Annotated in this window: 16 protein-coding genes; 8 read left to right on the forward strand and 8 right to left on the reverse strand. The window is 67.2% G+C overall.

Annotated elements, in window-relative coordinates; translation table 11 throughout:
* Window positions 1–315: 315 nt before the first annotated feature.
* A complete protein-coding gene (locus QH196_RS14820; RefSeq protein ID WP_280416371.1) occupies window positions 316–858 on the reverse strand; it encodes a TetR/AcrR family transcriptional regulator in 543 nt (180 codons plus the stop codon).
* Between the two features lie 102 nt (window positions 859–960).
* Here QH196_RS14820 and QH196_RS14825 point away from each other — a divergent pair, with 102 nt between their 5' ends.
* Window positions 961–1440 carry a nuclear transport factor 2 family protein gene (locus tag QH196_RS14825; protein ID WP_280416372.1) on the forward strand — a complete coding sequence of 160 codons (480 nt, stop codon included), beginning with the start codon at window positions 961–963 and terminating at the stop codon, window positions 1438–1440.
* Window positions 1441–1522: 82 nt separating this feature from the next.
* On the opposite strand, the gene QH196_RS14830 is transcribed toward QH196_RS14825, so the two are convergent.
* The 3 genes from QH196_RS14830 to QH196_RS14840 all read right to left on the reverse strand — a co-directional run bounded on the left by QH196_RS14830 (window position 1523) and on the right by QH196_RS14840 (window position 3454).
* Window positions 1523–2113 carry a chloramphenicol phosphotransferase CPT family protein gene (locus QH196_RS14830; protein ID WP_280416373.1) on the reverse strand — a complete coding sequence of 197 codons (591 nt, stop codon included), beginning with the start codon at window positions 2111–2113 and terminating at the stop codon, window positions 1523–1525.
* 77 nt (window positions 2114–2190) lie between these two features.
* A complete protein-coding gene (locus QH196_RS14835) occupies window positions 2191–2718 on the reverse strand; it encodes a pyridoxamine 5'-phosphate oxidase family protein (RefSeq protein ID WP_280416374.1) in 528 nt (175 codons plus the stop codon).
* Between the two features lie 34 nt (window positions 2719–2752).
* Window positions 2753–3454 carry an IclR family transcriptional regulator gene (locus QH196_RS14840; RefSeq protein ID WP_280416375.1) on the reverse strand — a complete coding sequence of 234 codons (702 nt, stop codon included), beginning with the start codon at window positions 3452–3454 and terminating at the stop codon, window positions 2753–2755.
* Between the two features lie 143 nt (window positions 3455–3597).
* Between QH196_RS14840 and leuC the strand changes: the two genes are divergently transcribed.
* From leuC to QH196_RS14855, 3 genes are all read left to right on the forward strand, one after another.
* Complete coding sequence (gene leuC / locus QH196_RS14845; RefSeq protein ID WP_280416376.1) at window positions 3598–5013, forward strand: 3-isopropylmalate dehydratase large subunit; 1416 nt, start codon at window positions 3598–3600, stop codon at window positions 5011–5013.
* A gap of 56 nt (window positions 5014–5069) precedes the next feature.
* The gene (gene leuD / locus QH196_RS14850; protein WP_280416377.1) at window positions 5070–5678 is read left to right on the forward strand and encodes a 3-isopropylmalate dehydratase small subunit; all 609 of its coding nucleotides are present in this window, start codon (window positions 5070–5072) and stop codon (window positions 5676–5678) included.
* Window positions 5679–5834: 156 nt separating this feature from the next.
* Window positions 5835–6461, forward strand: coding sequence for an HU family DNA-binding protein (locus tag QH196_RS14855; RefSeq protein WP_280416378.1), 627 nt, complete (start codon window positions 5835–5837; stop codon window positions 6459–6461).
* Window positions 6462–6651: 190 nt separating this feature from the next.
* Here QH196_RS14855 and QH196_RS14860 read toward each other — a convergent pair whose 3' ends face one another.
* Genes QH196_RS14860 through cofC form a run of 3 tightly spaced genes read right to left on the reverse strand, consistent with a single transcriptional unit; the run spans window position 6652 to window position 10572 of the window.
* On the reverse strand, window positions 6652–7617 hold the full coding sequence (locus tag QH196_RS14860; protein WP_280416379.1) for an NUDIX hydrolase: 966 nt from the start codon (window positions 7615–7617) through the stop codon (window positions 6652–6654).
* Window positions 7618–7622: 5 nt separating this feature from the next.
* Window positions 7623–9815 carry an RNA degradosome polyphosphate kinase gene (locus QH196_RS14865; protein WP_280416380.1) on the reverse strand — a complete coding sequence of 731 codons (2193 nt, stop codon included), beginning with the start codon at window positions 9813–9815 and terminating at the stop codon, window positions 7623–7625.
* A gap of 52 nt (window positions 9816–9867) precedes the next feature.
* Complete coding sequence (cofC, locus tag QH196_RS14870; protein WP_280416381.1) at window positions 9868–10572, reverse strand: 2-phospho-L-lactate guanylyltransferase; 705 nt, start codon at window positions 10570–10572, stop codon at window positions 9868–9870.
* A gap of 30 nt (window positions 10573–10602) precedes the next feature.
* Between cofC and QH196_RS14875 the strand changes: the two genes are divergently transcribed.
* Together QH196_RS14875 and QH196_RS14880 are read left to right on the forward strand one after the other, a co-directional pair.
* The gene (locus QH196_RS14875; protein ID WP_280416382.1) at window positions 10603–11598 is read left to right on the forward strand and encodes an NAD(P)H-dependent glycerol-3-phosphate dehydrogenase; all 996 of its coding nucleotides are present in this window, start codon (window positions 10603–10605) and stop codon (window positions 11596–11598) included.
* Window positions 11599–11654: 56 nt separating this feature from the next.
* Window positions 11655–12773, forward strand: coding sequence for a D-alanine--D-alanine ligase family protein (locus QH196_RS14880; protein ID WP_280416383.1), 1119 nt, complete (start codon window positions 11655–11657; stop codon window positions 12771–12773).
* A 66-nt stretch (window positions 12774–12839) separates the two neighbouring features.
* Here the strand turns inward: QH196_RS14880 and QH196_RS14885 are convergent, their stop codons facing one another.
* The gene (locus QH196_RS14885; protein ID WP_280416384.1) at window positions 12840–13463 is read right to left on the reverse strand and encodes a DUF3515 domain-containing protein; all 624 of its coding nucleotides are present in this window, start codon (window positions 13461–13463) and stop codon (window positions 12840–12842) included.
* A 356-nt stretch (window positions 13464–13819) separates the two neighbouring features.
* Here QH196_RS14885 and QH196_RS14890 point away from each other — a divergent pair, with 356 nt between their 5' ends.
* Together QH196_RS14890 and QH196_RS14895 are read left to right on the forward strand one after the other, a co-directional pair.
* Window positions 13820–14839, forward strand: a complete 1020-nt coding sequence (locus QH196_RS14890) for a thiamine-phosphate kinase (protein ID WP_280416420.1) — start codon at window positions 13820–13822, stop codon at window positions 14837–14839.
* A gap of 11 nt (window positions 14840–14850) precedes the next feature.
* Window positions 14851–15534 (forward strand): uracil-DNA glycosylase, encoded by a 684-nt coding sequence (locus QH196_RS14895; protein ID WP_280416385.1) that lies wholly within the window; start codon window positions 14851–14853, stop codon window positions 15532–15534.
* Window positions 15535–15555: the final 21 nt, after the last annotated feature.

Raw genomic sequence — 15555 nt, forward strand, 5'->3', positions numbered from 1 at the left:
CTTCCTCCGGTCCCCTTTGTCCTTTTTCTTTTGCCCGTGGTTTGGGGGGGCCCCCCCCCCCCACCCCGACCAGGCGGGCTCGGCGCCCCCTGGACCCCCCTCCGTGGAGGGATTCCTACCGAGGTCTTGCCGGGGCTGCGCCCCTGGACCCCTTTGCGGTTGGTCGCATCGGGAAGGGCTTCGTGGTCGGTGAGCGGGGGATGTGCCGGTTCGGTTGGTGGTTCCTCTGGTCAGTCGCTTGGGTGCCGTTGCCGTTCATGTCGGGGGATTCTGTCTCGGCTCGTGTGTTCGGTGGATCGGCTGCGCAGATCACTGTCAGCGCGATAGTCCGGTGAGTACGACGGCGATGGCGCGTTCCAAGGTAGCGGGCTGTACCGGCATCGTGGCCGTCGCTTGTGCCAGGCCGCGGATGAGCAGGTAAACCTCCTCGACCGTGACCGAAGGGCGCACCACGCCGGCCTCTTGCGCCTGCAGGAGGACCGCGGCGACCGCGGCCTTCAGCCGGTTCGATGCGGTGGCGACGCTGCGGGGAAGCCTCCCGTGGTCGTCCAGGGTCGAGGCCAGCGTCAGTTTCGTGGCGCCCGTTTCGATCATGGTCCGCAGTAGGGTCTGCCACGCCACGGACCGGTCTGTGTCGAGGGTGAGCGCTTCGGCGTGTTCGGTGAGCTGATCGAGATGTCGCAGTAGTGCCGCCTCGATCAACTCTTCCTTGGTGGTGAAGTGGCGAAAGACTGTGGCGATGCCGACACCGGCCCGCCGGGCCACCTCCTCGGTCGATCCAGCACCCCCGTGCGCGCCGAACACCTTCTCGGCCGCGGCCAGGATCCGTTCTCGGTTCTCCCGTGCGTCCTGGCGCATTCAGGGCCCCTTCCGTTTCCGCTGTCGGTAGCCGACGTTAACCGGAGCCTGGACTTCGGTACAGTTACCGAAGTCCAGACTCCGAATAATTCAGGGAATGCCATGCCACAGCCGTCCACGCCGGCAGATGTAGTTCGCGCCGTCGCTGCAGGGGTCACCCGCTTGGTCTCCGGAGACCTCACCGAGCAGGAGAAACAGGCGCAACTGGATCACCTTGCCGGCCTGTACGCCGAGCAAACCGATGTGCAGCATCCCTTCGCCCCACTCGGTGACACACCGCTGCGCACCCGTTCCCAGTTGCGCAGCCACTTCGCCGAGGGGCCGGCGCGGACAACAGGAGTTGAGCGTTTCGAGGCACGGGGGCAGGTCCACGAAACCGCCGACCCGGAGGTGGTGGTCTACGAATTCAGCTATGTCGGTTCGGCGAACGGGCGCCCCTTCTCGATCCCGTGCCTCTTCGTGGCGCGGGTACGTGACGGTCTCATCGTCGAGTCCCGCGACTACACCGACCACGTGGGCTTTGCCCGTGCCTTCGGCCGGCTCGACGACTTGGCCACTGCACTGGCGGCAGACTCCCGATGAGCACACCGATCCTTGCACCGCAGGCGATATCGAAACCCGCCGATACGAATATCTCCCGACACCGCCCGACCGGGCGGACAGGTCAGCGACCGGCTGCGGCCCGGAGACGGTCGAAGGCGCGATCGGCCGGGGGACGGTCCAGGAAGACCCTGATCTCGGCCGAGCATTCCTCGAGGGAGGCGGTCCCGGTATCGACCTCCAGATCGTAGATTCCGTGGGTGTGGACCGAAACCAGCTGCCGTGCCGCTGTACCCGGCGGCCGGTCGGGGCGGCGGCGTTCGCGGCGCCGGAGTTCGGCCGGCGGGCAGTGGACGCCGACGAAAACGACGTCTATGCCGGTCATCACGGCCAAGCAGTCGGATAGTCGCCAGGGTTCGCTCAGGACGTGGTCCATGATGATGTCGTTACCTGCCCGGGCCATACCGGCGACGGCGCGGTGGAAACCGGCGCGGGTCCTGCGAAGGGCCTCGGCGAGGGCGCTCGGATCCAGTTCGTGGGTTCGCGATTCCGAGCGCATGGCGCCGAACATATCGACGCTCATGTGGAAATAGGGCCGGTCGAGGTCGGTCAGGAGCCGGCGCGCGAGGCTGGATTTTCCCGAGCTCGAAACGCCGTTGAGGAGAACGATCCGGCCCGGAGCGGTCTCGCCTGCACAACCGGATTCCGTCTCCATCAGTTCATGGTGACTGCGTGACGGATGGTTGCCGGCGTATTGCGCCCGGGTGATCTGCATCACCCGGGCTTCGGAGATCAGTCGTCGAGGGCGCCTGCGGTGGAACCGCCTAGGGGCATTTCGGGGAGGCCCAGTTTGCGGTGGTCCCAGCTGCGGATGCGTTCGGGGACCACGCGGACCGCGACGCGTTTGTTCAGCATTCCTTCGACGTACTGGCGCATATCGTCGGTGTAGGGGCCGGTGTAGCGCTCCCAGACGCTGACGCCGACGGCGAACAACTTCTCGGGGTCGTCGATCACCTCGGCGTAGCCCTCGATGGAGACGCCGCGCAGAGTGTCGTAGGTCTGGCCGGCCTCGACCATGCAGGTGATGGTGGGGTTACGGCGCAGGTTGACGGCTTTCTGGGATTTGCCTTTGGTCTCGAACCACAGTTCGGGGACGGCGTCGGGACGGCCGGGATCGGCGATCAGCGCGTACCACATGGCGGTGAGGTGCGGTTTTCCGTCGCCGCCCAGGGTGGCCAGGGTGGCCACGCGGCTGCGGGTGAGGAAATCGGTGATCTCGGCGTCGGTCATCACGATCTGTGACCGTTGGTTCACTCCCATGGGGTCACCATAAGTGACGGCGGGTGCCCACCGCTCAGAGTCGGCGGTGCAGGGCATCGGCGGCCGCCACCAGATCCGCGGCCCAGCGGGCGCCGGGGCGGCGGCCCATCCGGTCGATCGGGCCGGAGACGGATATGGCGGCGAGCACGGCGCCCTGCTGATCCCGCACGGGTGCCGAGATACTCGCGACCCCGGCCGCGCGTTCGCCGGCGCTCTGCGCCCAACCCCGTTTGCGGACATCGGCGAGAGTGCGTTCGTTGTACACGGCCTCGGCGAGCACGTTGCGCTGCAGCTCGGGATCGGACCAGGCGACCAGGACCTTTGCGGCCGAACCGGCGGTGAGTGGCAGCCGCGAGCCGATGGGCACGGTATCGCGTAAACCGGCGGGCGGCTCCAGGGCGGCGACGCAGACGCGCTGGTTTCCGTCGCGGCAGTACAGTTGCACGCTTTCGCCGGTGATCTCGCGGAGCCGGGGCAGGATCGAACTCGCGGCCTCGAGCAGTGGATCGGCGGCGCCGGCGGCGAGTTCGCCGAGGGCGGGGCCGGGGCGCCAGGCGCCGTCACCGTTACGGGCCAGCAGGCGATGGGTTTCCAGGCCTACCGCGAGGCGGTGGGCGGTGGCGCGGGGCAGGCCGGTGCGTTCGCACAACTCGTTGAGACCGCAGGGCTGCTCGGCGACCGCATACAGCACTGCCACCGCTTTGTCCAGAACGCCGATACCGCTATGCTGTCTCATACAACGATATTAGCGTCCTGCATTCTGAGATGCCATCACGAACAGTCCAGGTGGGTCGTGGGATGGGGTCGCGATATTCCAGCTAGCGCGTATCCGCCGCGGGTCACCGGGGCGGATGCCCGGCCCGAAAGGTGATCGCAACAATGCCACGTACGCTGGCCGAGAAAGTATGGGAACAGCATGTCGTCGCCCGCGGGGAAGGCGACGGCGAGGCCCGGGAGCCCGATCTGATCTATATCGATCTGCATCTGGTGCACGAGGTCACCAGTCCGCAGGCGTTCGACGGCCTGCGGGCGGCGGGGCGGTCGGTGCGCCGGCCCGATCTCACGATCGCGACCGAGGATCACAACGTCCCCACCGCCGATATCGATAAACCGATTGCCGATCCCATTTCGCGTCTCCAGGTGGAGACGCTGCGGCGTAACTGCGCCGAATTCGGCATCCGGCTGCACCCGATGGGGGATCGCGAACAAGGCATCGTGCACGTGGTCGGCCCGCAGCTGGGCCTGACCCAGCCGGGGACCACCGTGGTGTGCGGGGACAGTCATACCTCCACCCATGGCGCGTTCGGTGCGCTTGCCATGGGAATCGGGACCAGTGAGGTCGAGCACGTACTGGCCACGCAGACGCTGTCGCTGCGGCCGTTCAAGACGATGGCGATCACTGTCGACGGGGAACTGCCGCCCGGAGTCACCAGTAAAGACCTCATTCTGGCGGTGATCGCCGAAATCGGCACCGGCGGCGGGCAGGGATATGTGCTCGAGTACCGCGGTGAGGCCATTCGGAAAATGTCGATGGAAGCGCGGATGACGATCTGCAATATGTCCATCGAGGCCGGAGCGCGGGCCGGGATGATCGCCCCGGACGAAACAACCTACGAGTTCCTGAAAGGCCGCCCGCATGCGCCGCAGGGCGCGGAGTGGGATGCCGCGGTGCAGGCCTGGGAAGCGTTGAAGACCGACGAGGATGCCGTTTTCGACCGGGAAGTGCATATCGACGCGAGTGCGCTGACACCGTTCGTCACCTGGGGCACCAATCCGGGACAGGGTTTGCCGCTCGGCGCAAATGTGCCGGATCCGGCGCAGATCGCCGACGAAAGCGCCCGCGAGTCGGCGGAGAAAGCGCTGCGATACATGGATTTGACCCCGGGTATGCCGCTGCGTGAGGTCGCGGTGGACACCGTATTCGTCGGATCGTGCACCAACGGCCGGATCGAGGACCTGCGGGCCGTGGCCGGGGTCCTGAAGGGCCGCAAGGTCGCCGACGGGGTGCGAATGCTGGTGGTACCGGGGTCGATGCGGGTGCGCGAACAGGCCGAGGCCGAGGGGCTGGGGGAGGTGTTCACCGCCGCCGGGGCCGAATGGCGGCAGGCCGGATGCTCGATGTGCCTGGGAATGAACCCCGATCAGCTCGAACCGGGCCAGCGTTGCGCCTCCACCTCCAACCGGAATTTCGAGGGACGGCAGGGCAAAGGTGGCCGGACCCATCTGGTATCGCCACTGGTCGCCGCGGCCACCGCGGTACGCGGCCGGTTGTCGGCACCCGCCGATCTGAACTGAGCCGCTGCGCCGCATTCGCCAAAACCTACGATCAGCCCCGAAACAGGAGAAATACGATGGAAGCCTTCACCGTGCACAAGGGGATCGGCGTTCCGCTGCGCCGGTCCAATGTGGACACCGATCAGATCATCCCGGCCGTCTATCTGAAGCGCGTGACTCGAACAGGATTCGAAGACGGGCTGTTCGCCGCATGGCGGGGTGATGAGGACTTCATTCTGAACACCGAGCCGTACAAGCGCGGCACCGTACTCGTGGCCGGACCGGATTTCGGCACCGGATCGTCGCGTGAGCACGCGGTCTGGGCGCTCATGGACTATGGCTTTCGGGTAGTTATCTCTTCACGTTTCGCCGACATCTTCCGCGGTAATGCGGGCAAGGGCGGTCTACTGGCTGCGCGAATGTCACAGAATGATGTCGAAATGCTCTGGAAGTTGCTCGAGGAACAGCCCGGACTGGAATTGGTTGTCGACCTCCAGGCGCGCACGGTGACCGCAGGAACCGTCGTGTTGCCGTTCGATATTGACGACTACACGAGGTGGCGCCTGTTGGAAGGATTGGATGACATCGGCCTGACCCTGCGGCGTAGCGATGTGATCGCGGAGTTCGAAAAGGCAAGGCCGGGTTGGAAACCAAAGACCCTTCCCGAACCTATTTCGCAGGCGTAATGTTCTCGGCCTCTTAGTGGGGCCTCGGATGGGGCGGTAGCTGTGCGTGTGCTAGGCCACATGAATTTTGGCGTGGCACATAGACTCTTGCCCAATGTGGGTTTACCGTGGTACCTAGTCGGTCCGACGACGGGCCATTAGTCTGCGGAGGATTCAATGAACAAGGCGGAACTGATCGACGTTCTGACCGAAAAGTTGGGTACTGACAGGCGCACGGCCACCGCGGCAGTCGAGCATGTGGTCGACACCATCGTGCGTGCGGTACACAAAGGACAGAGCGTCACCATCACCGGATTCGGTGTGTTCGAACAGCGGAAGCGTGCGGCCCGTGTCGCACGTAATCCGCGCACCGGCGAAACCGTCAAGGTGAAACCCACTTCGGTGCCGGCCTTCCGGCCCGGTGCCCAGTTCAAGGCGGTAATCGCGGGTAAACAGAAGCTCGCGGCCACCGGCCCGGCGGTCAAACGCGGTGTCAATGCTCCTGTGGCGGCCAAGAAATCCACGGCCAAGAAGACCACGGCGAAGAAAACCACTGCCAAGAAGTCGGCCACCAAGGCGCCCGCCAAAACCACGGCGCGTAAGACCGCCACCAAGGCGCCGGCCAAGAGCACCGCCGCCAAGAAGGCGGCCACCAAGACGGCGGCACGTAAGACCGTCGCCAAGAAGAGCCCCGCCAAAGCCACGGCGAAGAAGACCACGGCCAAGGCGACAGCCAAGAAGACCCCGGCGAAGAAGACCACCGCGAAGCGGGCTCCGGCGAAGAAGGCTGCAAAGAAGCGCTGATTCGCCCAGCCGCGGATGCCGCGGAAATCCCCGACGGCTTTCCGACCCGCGAACGGTGCTCGTCGACGAGTACCGCGTGCTGCGTCTCGGCCCGCATGCTCGCGACCTTCACAACCGAAACGCCGGACGGACCAGCCCCCGGGCGATCCCCGGGGGCGTGACCGTTTCCACGGCCGGTGAGTGTTCGGCTCTACCCGGTCGCCGGCGCGGTATCGACCGATAGCGATCGGTCCAGATGATCGGCGGCGACCAATCGGTCGCCCGCGAAAGACAACACCCACACCGACCCTTTCCGGGTCCGGGCGGGTGACAGTCGCATTCCATCCCGCTCCGCCCACCACCGGACGAGATCCGGGACGGTATCGCCCTGACTGCACAGCACGGGCACCGCCCGGGCGGACAGGGCCAGCGACCGGATATGTTCCCGCGCCTTCTCGGTATCCGCGGCATATCCGATATCACCGAGCAGCGGCTCCACCGCCACCTCGACCCCCAGATCTTCGGCCAGCGGCGCCACCGTCTGCACACAGCGCAGTGGTTCGGCGGAATAGATTTCCCCGGCACCGAATGCCAGCAGATTGGGCACCAGCGCGAGCGCCTGCTGATATCCGGCCGATTCGAGCGGACGCTGCTCGTCCGGGCCACGGAACCGGTCCCGGCGACCGGCCTTGGCGTGCCGGACCACCAGCGCGGTGCGGGTATCGGCAGGTAACCGGGTGAACGCCCGGACGATCTGGCGATCCATCGGATACGACAGCGCCGACATCACCGTCTCCAGCGGGCACCAGGTGAGTTCGTCGACCTCGTTGTTGGCCGTGAACGCTCCGCCGGTCACCTCGGCCGCCCAGTAGTCGACCCGTTTCAGCCTGCGATGCCCCGGGATCGGGTAGGTGACCTTGCCCAGATAGCGGCCCAGCCGGGGCCGCAGCCCCGTCTCCTCCTCGGTTTCGCGGACCGCGGCCAGGACCGGGGTCTCGCCGGGATCGAGTTTCCCCTTCGGCAACGACCAATCGTCGTATTTGGGCCGGCGGATCACAGCGATCTCCATCCGACCGGCCGAATCGGGCGCATGGCGCCACAGCACGGTGCCGGCGGCATGAATATTGGCTGTGGTCCGGGGATCCGGGTAGGCCGGTGGTGTATGTGTCGTGTCCACTGCGTTCACTGCTGATCGGGGCGGCGCAGGCGCATGAGCGCCACCTGATGGTCGCGGACCTCGATCCCGTCACCGCCGGGCCCGGTGCCGGCCCGGTCGGGGCTGGATTGCCAATTACCGTCGGCGTCCAGTACCCAGCAACGCGTCATCGGGTGTAACGCCGATTCGAAGATCCCATCCAGCCGTTCCCGTAGTTTCGGGTCCTTCACCTGTGCCATGACCTCCACGCGGCGGTCCAGATTCCGGTGCATCATATCGGCGCTGCCGATCCAGAATTCGTCCTGGGCCGCGAAGTTGAGAATTCGCGAATGCTCCAGCACCCGTCCCAGGATCGACCGCACTTCGATGTTCTCGCTCATCCCCGCAACGCCCGGGCGCAGCCCGCAGATACTGCGGACCACGATCTGCACCGGAACACCTGCCTGCGAGGCGCGGTAGAGCGCGTCGATGACCTGTTCGTCGACAAGGGCATTGGCCTTCAGCCGAATCCGCGCCGCCGCGCCGTCGCGGGCCAATTCGATCTCGCGTTCGATCCGGGAGATGATCCCGGCCCGGATACCGTGCGGGGCAACCAGGATGTTGCGGTAATCGGCCTTTCTGGAATAGCCGGTGAGCGAATTGAACAGATCGGTGAGATCGGCGCCTATCTCGGGCGCCGCGGTGAGCAACCCGACATCCTCGTACAGGCGGGCAGTCTTGGGATTGTAGTTACCGGTGCCGATATGGCAGTAGCGGCGAATGGTCGAGCCTTCGCGGCGCACCACCAGACAGGTCTTGCAGTGGGTTTTCAACCCGACCAGGCCGTAGACCACATGCACCCCGGCCTGTTCCAGCGTGCGCGCCCATTTGATGTTGGCCTGCTCGTCGAATCGTGCCTTGATCTCCACCAGCGCCACCACCTGTTTACCGGCTTCGGCGGCGTCGATGAGCGCGTTCACGATGGGGGAATCGCCGGAGGTGCGGTACAGGGTCTGTTTGATCGCCAGCACCTGCGGGTCGGCGGCGGCCTGTTCGATGAATCGCTGCACGCTGGTGGAGAACGAATCGTACGGGTGGTGCACGAGGACATCGCCCTCACGCAGGGCGGCGAAAACATTGCGCGGGGTTTCGCGTTCCCCGAATGCCGGCGGCGTCGCGGGCACGTAGGGGACGTCCTTCAGGTTCGGGCGGTCCACCCCGTACACCTGCCACAGGCAGGACAGGTCCAGCAGCCCCGGAACCTGGATGACATCCGCCGGGTCGACCTCCAGTTCGCGCAGGAGCAGGTCGAGCATATGTTCGGTCATATCGTCGGACACCTCGAGCCGCACCGGCGAACCGAAGCGGCGCCGGGCCAGTTCGCGTTCCAATGCCTGCAGCAGATCCTCGTCGCGATCCTCGTCGACTTCGAAATCGGCGTTGCGGGTGATCCGGAACGAATGGTGCTCGACCACCGTCATCCCCGGGAACAACTGCTCCAGATGCGCCGCGATCAGCGCCTCCATCGGCAGGAACGCCGCGATCGAGGCGCCGTTACCGGAACCGGGCCGGCGTACCCGCACGAACCGGTCCACATTGTCGGGCACCTTCACGCGAGCGAAATGTTCACCACCGGTGGTCTGGTCCTGGACGGTGACCGCGAGATTCAGGCTGAGCCCGCTAATATAGGGGAACGGGTGCGCGGGATCCACGGCCAGAGGAGTGAGCACCGGGAATACCTGATCCTGGAAATGCGCGGACAACCGTTCCCGCTCGGGCTCGGCCAGATCGGCCCAGTCGATGATCTCGATACCCTCCGCGGTGAGCGCGGGCAGCACCTCGGTGAGGAACACCTCGGCGTGGCGGACGGCGAGATCTTGGGTGCGCGCCGCGATCAGCTCGAGCTGTTCACTGGGCGAGCGGCCGTCGGCCGAACGCACCGAAAGCCCGGTTTCGGCGCGGCGTTTGAGGCCGGCGACACGGACCATATAGAACTCGTCGAGATTCGAGGCGAAGATCGCCAGGAATTTCGCGCGTTCCAGCAGCGGCAGCGAACTGTCCTCGGCCAGCGCCAGGACACGGGCATTGAAGTCGAGCCAGCTCAATTCCCGGTTGAGATAGCGATCGGCCGGCAAACGAGGCATTCGCTCGTCGGCAGGGATCTGGGTGGCGGCCGGAGGCGGGGTGGGTAGCACCTGCTGCTGCTTGACGGTTTCCGTATCGCTCACGCCTACGATCATCCCCTACGAACCGGGTGGTGTGCAGATACCGGCGGTGACTGTTATCTCTGGTTCACGGGGTGGCGACCGACCCGCACACCTGGGTGACAGGTTCGCGAATACGAGCCGGCACACCCAGTTCACGCAGGAGGGCCGCGGTCTCGACACCCGTGCCCAGCGCTTGAACGGCCGCCAGATCCGCGGCGGTATCGACATCCTGGCGCAGGCCCGGCCACTCACCGGCCAGTTCGCGCGCCCCGTCGGCGCGGTGGAGGTGAGCCGAATCACGGCCGAAGCGGGGTCGCAACGGCAGGCCGGACGGCGCGAACAACGCCGCGGTGCCGGTGCCCGCGTGATCGGTCACCAGCGCGCGTAGTTCGCCGGAGGCGGCGGCCAATACGGCCGCCAACTCATCCGGGCACAATGCGGGCAAATCGGCCTGCAGTGCCAGCAGGTCCACGGCCCCGTACCGGGTCCGCAGGGCCGCCGCCGCATCGGCGAGCGCGATATTGAGCCCGTCGGGGTCGGTGCGGGCGCGAGCCGGCTCGGGATGCACCTCGGCGCCGAGCGCGCGGGTTGCCTCGGCTACCACCGGGTCCGGGGTGACGATCGTGATCGCCGCGATCGCGGGCACCTCCGCGGCCGCGCGCACGGTATCGGTGAGCATGGCCAGCACCAGCCGCGACCGGTGCGCGGGCGCGAGCACACCGGCGAGCCGGCTCTTGGCGCTGTCCAGGGATTTCACCGCGATCACGGCGTGCACGGAGTGCGGGCACATGGCCCCATCCTGTCATGGCATTCTGGGCTGATGACGAGGGCGGCGGTAATGGGTGCGGGATCGTGGGGTACGACACTGGCGAAGGTGCTGGCCGACGCCGGTACCGAGGTCACGGTGTGGGCCCGCCGGCCCGAGGTCGCCGAGGCACTGGCCACCGATCACCGCAACCCCTACTACATGCCCGGAGTGCAGCTACCGCCGATCGCCGCCACCAACGATCACGTCCGCGCCCTGGACGGCGCCGATATCGTGGTGCTCGCGGTACCGTCGCAATCCCTGCGCGTCAACCTGAAGGCGTGGGCACCGGATATCGGCGCCGACGCCACACTGCTGAGTGTGGCCAAGGGGATCGAGAACGGCACCCTGCTGCGGATGAGCGAGGTGATCGCGGAGGTCAGCGGGGCGGATCCGGCGCGGATCGCGGTGCTGTCGGGACCGAATCTCGCGGGGGAGCTGGCCGCCGGGCAGCCCGCCGCGACAGTGATCGGCTGTATCGACGCGCAGCGGGCAGCGGCGGTACAGCAGGCCTGCGTCACCAGCTACTTCCGGCCGTACACCAACACCGATGTGATCGGCTGCGAAATCGGCGGCGCCTGTAAGAATGTGATCGCGCTGGCCTGCGGGATCGCCTCCGGCATGGGGTTCGGCGATAATTCCATCGCCGCGCTGATGACCCGGGGCCTGGCCGAGATCATCCGGCTCGGCGTGGCACTCGGCGCCGAACCGGCGACCCTGGCCGGGCTGGCGGGGGTCGGGGATCTGATCGCGACCTGCACCTCGCCGCTGTCGCGGAACAGATCCTTCGGCGTGGCGCTCGGCTCCGGGGGGTCCATGCAGGTCGCGCAGGAGGCCACCCACGGCCAGATCGCCGAAGGAGTGAAATCCTGTAGTTCGGTGCGTGCGCTGGCCGATGCGCACGGAGTGGAGATGCCGCTCACCGAAGCCGTTCACCAGGTGTGTCACGAGGGGTTGGCCGTGCAGTCGGCACTGGAGAAACTGCTGGGGCGCCGGATCAAACCCGAATGAGCCGCGGGCCCGGTGCGCGGGGATTATCCGGTGGCGCGACAGGGTACCGTTCGGGCATGACCCGGATCAGAGTTGCCGTCGTATTCGGCGGGCGCAGTAACGAGCACACGGTGTCGTGCGTATCGGCCGGCGCCGTACTGCGCAACCTCGATCCGCAGCGGTACGAGGCGGTGCCGATCGGAATCACCCAGGCCGGGACGTGGCTGCTCGCCGATATCGATATCGCCGCACTCGCCCGCCACGACCGGACCCTGCCGTCGGTCACCGGCGACGGCACCGAACTGGTACTGGCCGCCGATCCCAGCCGTGCCGGAACCCTGGTCCCGCTCGACGATCCGCAGACCGCACTCGACACTGTCGACGTGGTGTTCCCGGTGCTGCACGGCCCGTTCGGCGAGGACGGCACCGTCCAGGGAATGCTGGAATTGGCGGGCCTGCCCTACGTGGGCCCCGGTGTACTGGCCAGCGCCGCCGGGATGGACAAGGAATTCACCAAGAAACTGCTGGCTGCCGACGGCCTGCCGGTGGGCGTGCAGGTGGTGCTGCGTCCCGGTACCGCGACCGTCACACCGGAGGACCGGCAGCGCCTCGGACTGCCGGTATTCGTCAAACCAGCCCGCGGCGGTTCCTCCATCGGGATCACCAAGGTCACCGACTGGGCCGATCTCGACGCCGCGGTCGCCACCGCCCGCGAACACGATCCGAAGGTGATCGTGGAAGCCGGGATCGTCGGCCGGGAGGTCGAATGCGGTGTGCTGGAATTCCCCGACGGCCGGGTGGAAGCCAGTGTGCTCGCGGAGATCAGGATGCCCGAGGACCTCGCCGACGCCGACGCCGGCGAAGAACCCGCCGGCCCGGCCTTCTACGATTTCGACACCAAATACCTCGACGACGTCTGCGAATTCGATGTCCCGGCGAAACTGGACGACGATATCGCCGAGGAAGTCCGGGCGATGGCGGTACGCGCCTTCCGGGCACTGGACTGCCAGGGGCTGGCCCGGGTCGACTTCTTCGTCACCGACGACGGGCCGGTGATCAACGAGATCAATACGATGCCCGGATTCACGCCGATCTCGATGTATCCGCGGATGTGGCAGGAAACCGGTATCGGTTACGCGGAACTGCTCACCACTCTCGTCGACACCGCCCTGGCCCGCGGAACCGGACTGCGCTGAGTCGACCGGGCTGTCGCTGAGCCGACCGGCTGCGCGGAATCGCCGGTGGACGAGCAAGCGGCGGAACTAGTTGGGCAGTTCGCCGGGATCGAGCGGCTGGGCCGGCAATTGCGCGGTGATGGTGTCCGATACCGCCTGTAGCGGGGTCGGGCCGGAGCCGTCGGGAACGGTGAGCGCGATATAGGTTTCGCGGTCGACCGCGAACCAGGTGGCGGTTGCCGCGGTATCGTCGCGGACCTCGAACCATTGGACGCCGTTGACGACCTGCAGTGGGGAAGCCCGGTTGAATTCCAGTGGGCGATCCAGACCGCAGCGCAGCACCACCGCTTCCCCGCCGTCCGGCCGCTGCCAGGCCGCCGTCGCGGGCGGAGCGGGTTCGACCAGTGTCGAGCGGGTGAACTCGCCGAAGTCGGCGGGTAGCGCGGGCAACAGGGCGGAGCAGGCCGGGCCGTCGGCCGCGGGCGCGGGAACCGGGCCCAGCGCCAGCGGTTCGCGTTCGACCGGGCCGCGCAGCACGATCCAGGCGGCGACGAGTACGCCGACCAGCAGCGCGACCGGTAACGCGACCGCGGTCGCGATGAGCGCGGGATGGTACGGCGAGCGTTCGGGAGTCGAGTTGTCCGGGGCCGCTGCGTCCGGTGCCTCGGTCTCCGGGGTCTCCGTATTCTTTTCGGGCGGTTTCCCCGGCATCCTCGACGGTCCTTTCTGCGGTGTGCGGGTATTCGGGTGAGCCGCGTCCCGATGCATTTTCGGCATGCCCGGTATGCCGGGCTCGGCCTGGTGTGGCATGGTCCGACCGCCCTCGCGCGGCATCCGATCGGCCCGTCCGGCGTGTGCCTGCGATCCGGCCGTCACGCGCGGTCGATCGCGGCTGCCGGCACGCCCGGCCACCGGGCACAGGGTACCGTCAGTGCGGAAAGTGCCGGACGACCGGCCGTCGACCTGTGCCCCGGTTCCGGTTCGCCGTACACCGAATCCGCCCGGCCCGCGGAGTCGGCGAATAACACAGTCCGCTCGGTAGCGGCGAGTGAGAAAGGGCCCTGGCGATCAGCACCTCACCGACAGTGCGCGACCTGGGCGAATTCGCCCTGATCGACCGGATCAACGCGGGCCGGCCACAGGGCCCCGCCGTCCGGCTGGGTCCCGGTGACGACGCCGCGGTACTGGCCGCGGCGCGCGGCAACTACGTGGTGAGCACGGATATGTTGATCGAGGACCGGCATTTCCGGCTGGACTGGTCGAACCCGGACGAGATCGGGCGTAAGGCGATCGCGCAGAACGCGGCCGATATCTATGCCATGGGCGCCGAACCGGTGGGCTACGTGATCGGCCTGGGACTGCCGGGGGACACCCCTGTGGATTTCGTCACCCGGCTCGCGGACGGGTTCTGGGCCGAAGCGGAGCGGGCAGGCGGTTCCGTCGCGGGCGGGGATATCGTGCACAGCGCGCAATTGGTGATCTCGGTAACAGCATTCGGGGATCCGCTGGGTGAGCGGCCGGTCACCCGGTCCGGCGCACGCGTCGGGGGCACGGTGGCGATCGCGGGACGGCCGGGCTGGTCCGCGGCAGGTTTCGCACTGTTGTCCCAGGCGCACCCGGGCGTTGTGCGCCGCTCCGCGGATCCGGCCGCGGCGGTGGTGGCCGCGGCCGCCGCGCACCGGGCGCCGCGTCCGGCCTACGACCTGGTTCGCGCGGCGATGCGCACCGGTACCCCACCGGAAGCGCTCACCGATATCTCCGACGGGTTGCTCGCCGATCTCGGGCATCTGGCCGCCGCCTCGGGGGTCGCGGTGGCGGTGGATACCGCCTGCCTGCGTGATCCGGACCTGCAGGTGTGTGCCGCGGAACTGGAAGCCGATGCGCGGCAATGGGTTCTGACCGGCGGCGAGGATCATGTCTTCGCGGGGGTCTGGTCACCCGGGGTGACACCGCCGTCCGGATGGACCCCCGTCGGTCGTATCGAAGCCGGTCGGGGCGTCGTCGTGGACGGTGCGCGATACCGGGGCGCGGGAGGCTGGGAGGCCTTCTCCGGCTCGGACTCGGCGAAATCGGATCACTCACGATAGGTTGTGCGGTCATGGGCACGAAACCACTCGCGGAAATCATCGATCCGGGCTGGGCGAAAGCATTGGATCCGGTGGCCGGCCGGATCGCGGCGATGGGTGAGTTCCTGCGTACCGAGAACGCCGCCGGGCGCGGATATCTACCGGCCGGGGAAAATGTGCTGCGTGCCTTCCAGCATCCCTTCGACGATGTGCGAGTGCTGATCGTCGGCCAGGACCCCTATCCCACACCGGGGCACCCCATGGGATTGAGCTTCTCGGTGGCGCCGGATGTTTCGCCGGTCCCGCGCAGCCTGGCCAATATCTTCGCCGAATACAGCAAGGATCTCGGCCACCCCACGCCCACCTGCGGGGATCTGAGCCCGTGGTCGGAGCAAGGCGTGCTGTTGCTGAACCGCGTGCTGACGGTCTCGCCGGGCGCCCCGGCTTCGCATCGTGGCAAGGGGTGGGAAGAGGTCACCGAACAGGCCATCCGCGCCCTGGTGGGCCGGAACGAACCGCTGGTGGCGGTCCTGTGGGGTCGTGACGCCGGCTCCCTGAAACCGGCGCTGGCCCAGGCCGAGGTGCCCTGTATCGAATCCGCGCATCCGTCACCGCTGTCGGCGTCGCGAGGATTCTTCGGTTCGCGTCCGTTCTCCCGGGTCAACGAACTCCTGGACGAACTCGGCGCGGAACCGGTGGACTGGCGCCTGCCCTGACCGGGCGTCGAAGAAAAACAA

It is taken from the genome of Nocardia carnea, assembly GCF_029868325.1.
GTDB lineage: Bacteria > Actinomycetota > Actinomycetes > Mycobacteriales > Mycobacteriaceae > Nocardia > Nocardia carnea_C.

Excerpts from the sequence above, each read along its gene's own strand:
- QH196_RS14875 (WP_280416382.1), top strand. The coding sequence starts at position 10,603 with ATGACGAGGGCGGCGGTAATGGGTGCGGGATCGTGGGGTACGACACTG.
- QH196_RS14820 (WP_280416371.1), bottom strand. The coding sequence starts at position 858 with ATGCGCCAGGACGCACGGGAGAACCGAGAACGGATCCTGGCCGCGGCC.
- QH196_RS14830 (WP_280416373.1), bottom strand. The coding sequence starts at position 2,113 with ATGGAGACGGAATCCGGTTGTGCAGGCGAGACCGCTCCGGGCCGGATC.
- QH196_RS14865 (WP_280416380.1), bottom strand. The coding sequence starts at position 9,815 with ATGATCGTAGGCGTGAGCGATACGGAAACCGTCAAGCAGCAGCAGGTG.
- QH196_RS14880 (WP_280416383.1), top strand. The coding sequence starts at position 11,655 with ATGACCCGGATCAGAGTTGCCGTCGTATTCGGCGGGCGCAGTAACGAG.
- QH196_RS14840 (WP_280416375.1), bottom strand. The coding sequence starts at position 3,454 with ATGAGACAGCATAGCGGTATCGGCGTTCTGGACAAAGCGGTGGCAGTG.
- QH196_RS14895 (WP_280416385.1), top strand. The coding sequence starts at position 14,851 with ATGGGCACGAAACCACTCGCGGAAATCATCGATCCGGGCTGGGCGAAA.
- QH196_RS14885 (WP_280416384.1), bottom strand. The coding sequence starts at position 13,463 with ATGCCGGGGAAACCGCCCGAAAAGAATACGGAGACCCCGGAGACCGAG.
- QH196_RS14835 (WP_280416374.1), bottom strand. The coding sequence starts at position 2,718 with ATGGGAGTGAACCAACGGTCACAGATCGTGATGACCGACGCCGAGATC.
- QH196_RS14825 (WP_280416372.1), top strand. The coding sequence starts at position 961 with ATGCCACAGCCGTCCACGCCGGCAGATGTAGTTCGCGCCGTCGCTGCA.
- cofC (WP_280416381.1), bottom strand. The coding sequence starts at position 10,572 with ATGTGCCCGCACTCCGTGCACGCCGTGATCGCGGTGAAATCCCTGGAC.
- leuC (WP_280416376.1), top strand. The coding sequence starts at position 3,598 with ATGCCACGTACGCTGGCCGAGAAAGTATGGGAACAGCATGTCGTCGCC.
- QH196_RS14855 (WP_280416378.1), top strand. The coding sequence starts at position 5,835 with ATGAACAAGGCGGAACTGATCGACGTTCTGACCGAAAAGTTGGGTACT.
- leuD (WP_280416377.1), top strand. The coding sequence starts at position 5,070 with ATGGAAGCCTTCACCGTGCACAAGGGGATCGGCGTTCCGCTGCGCCGG.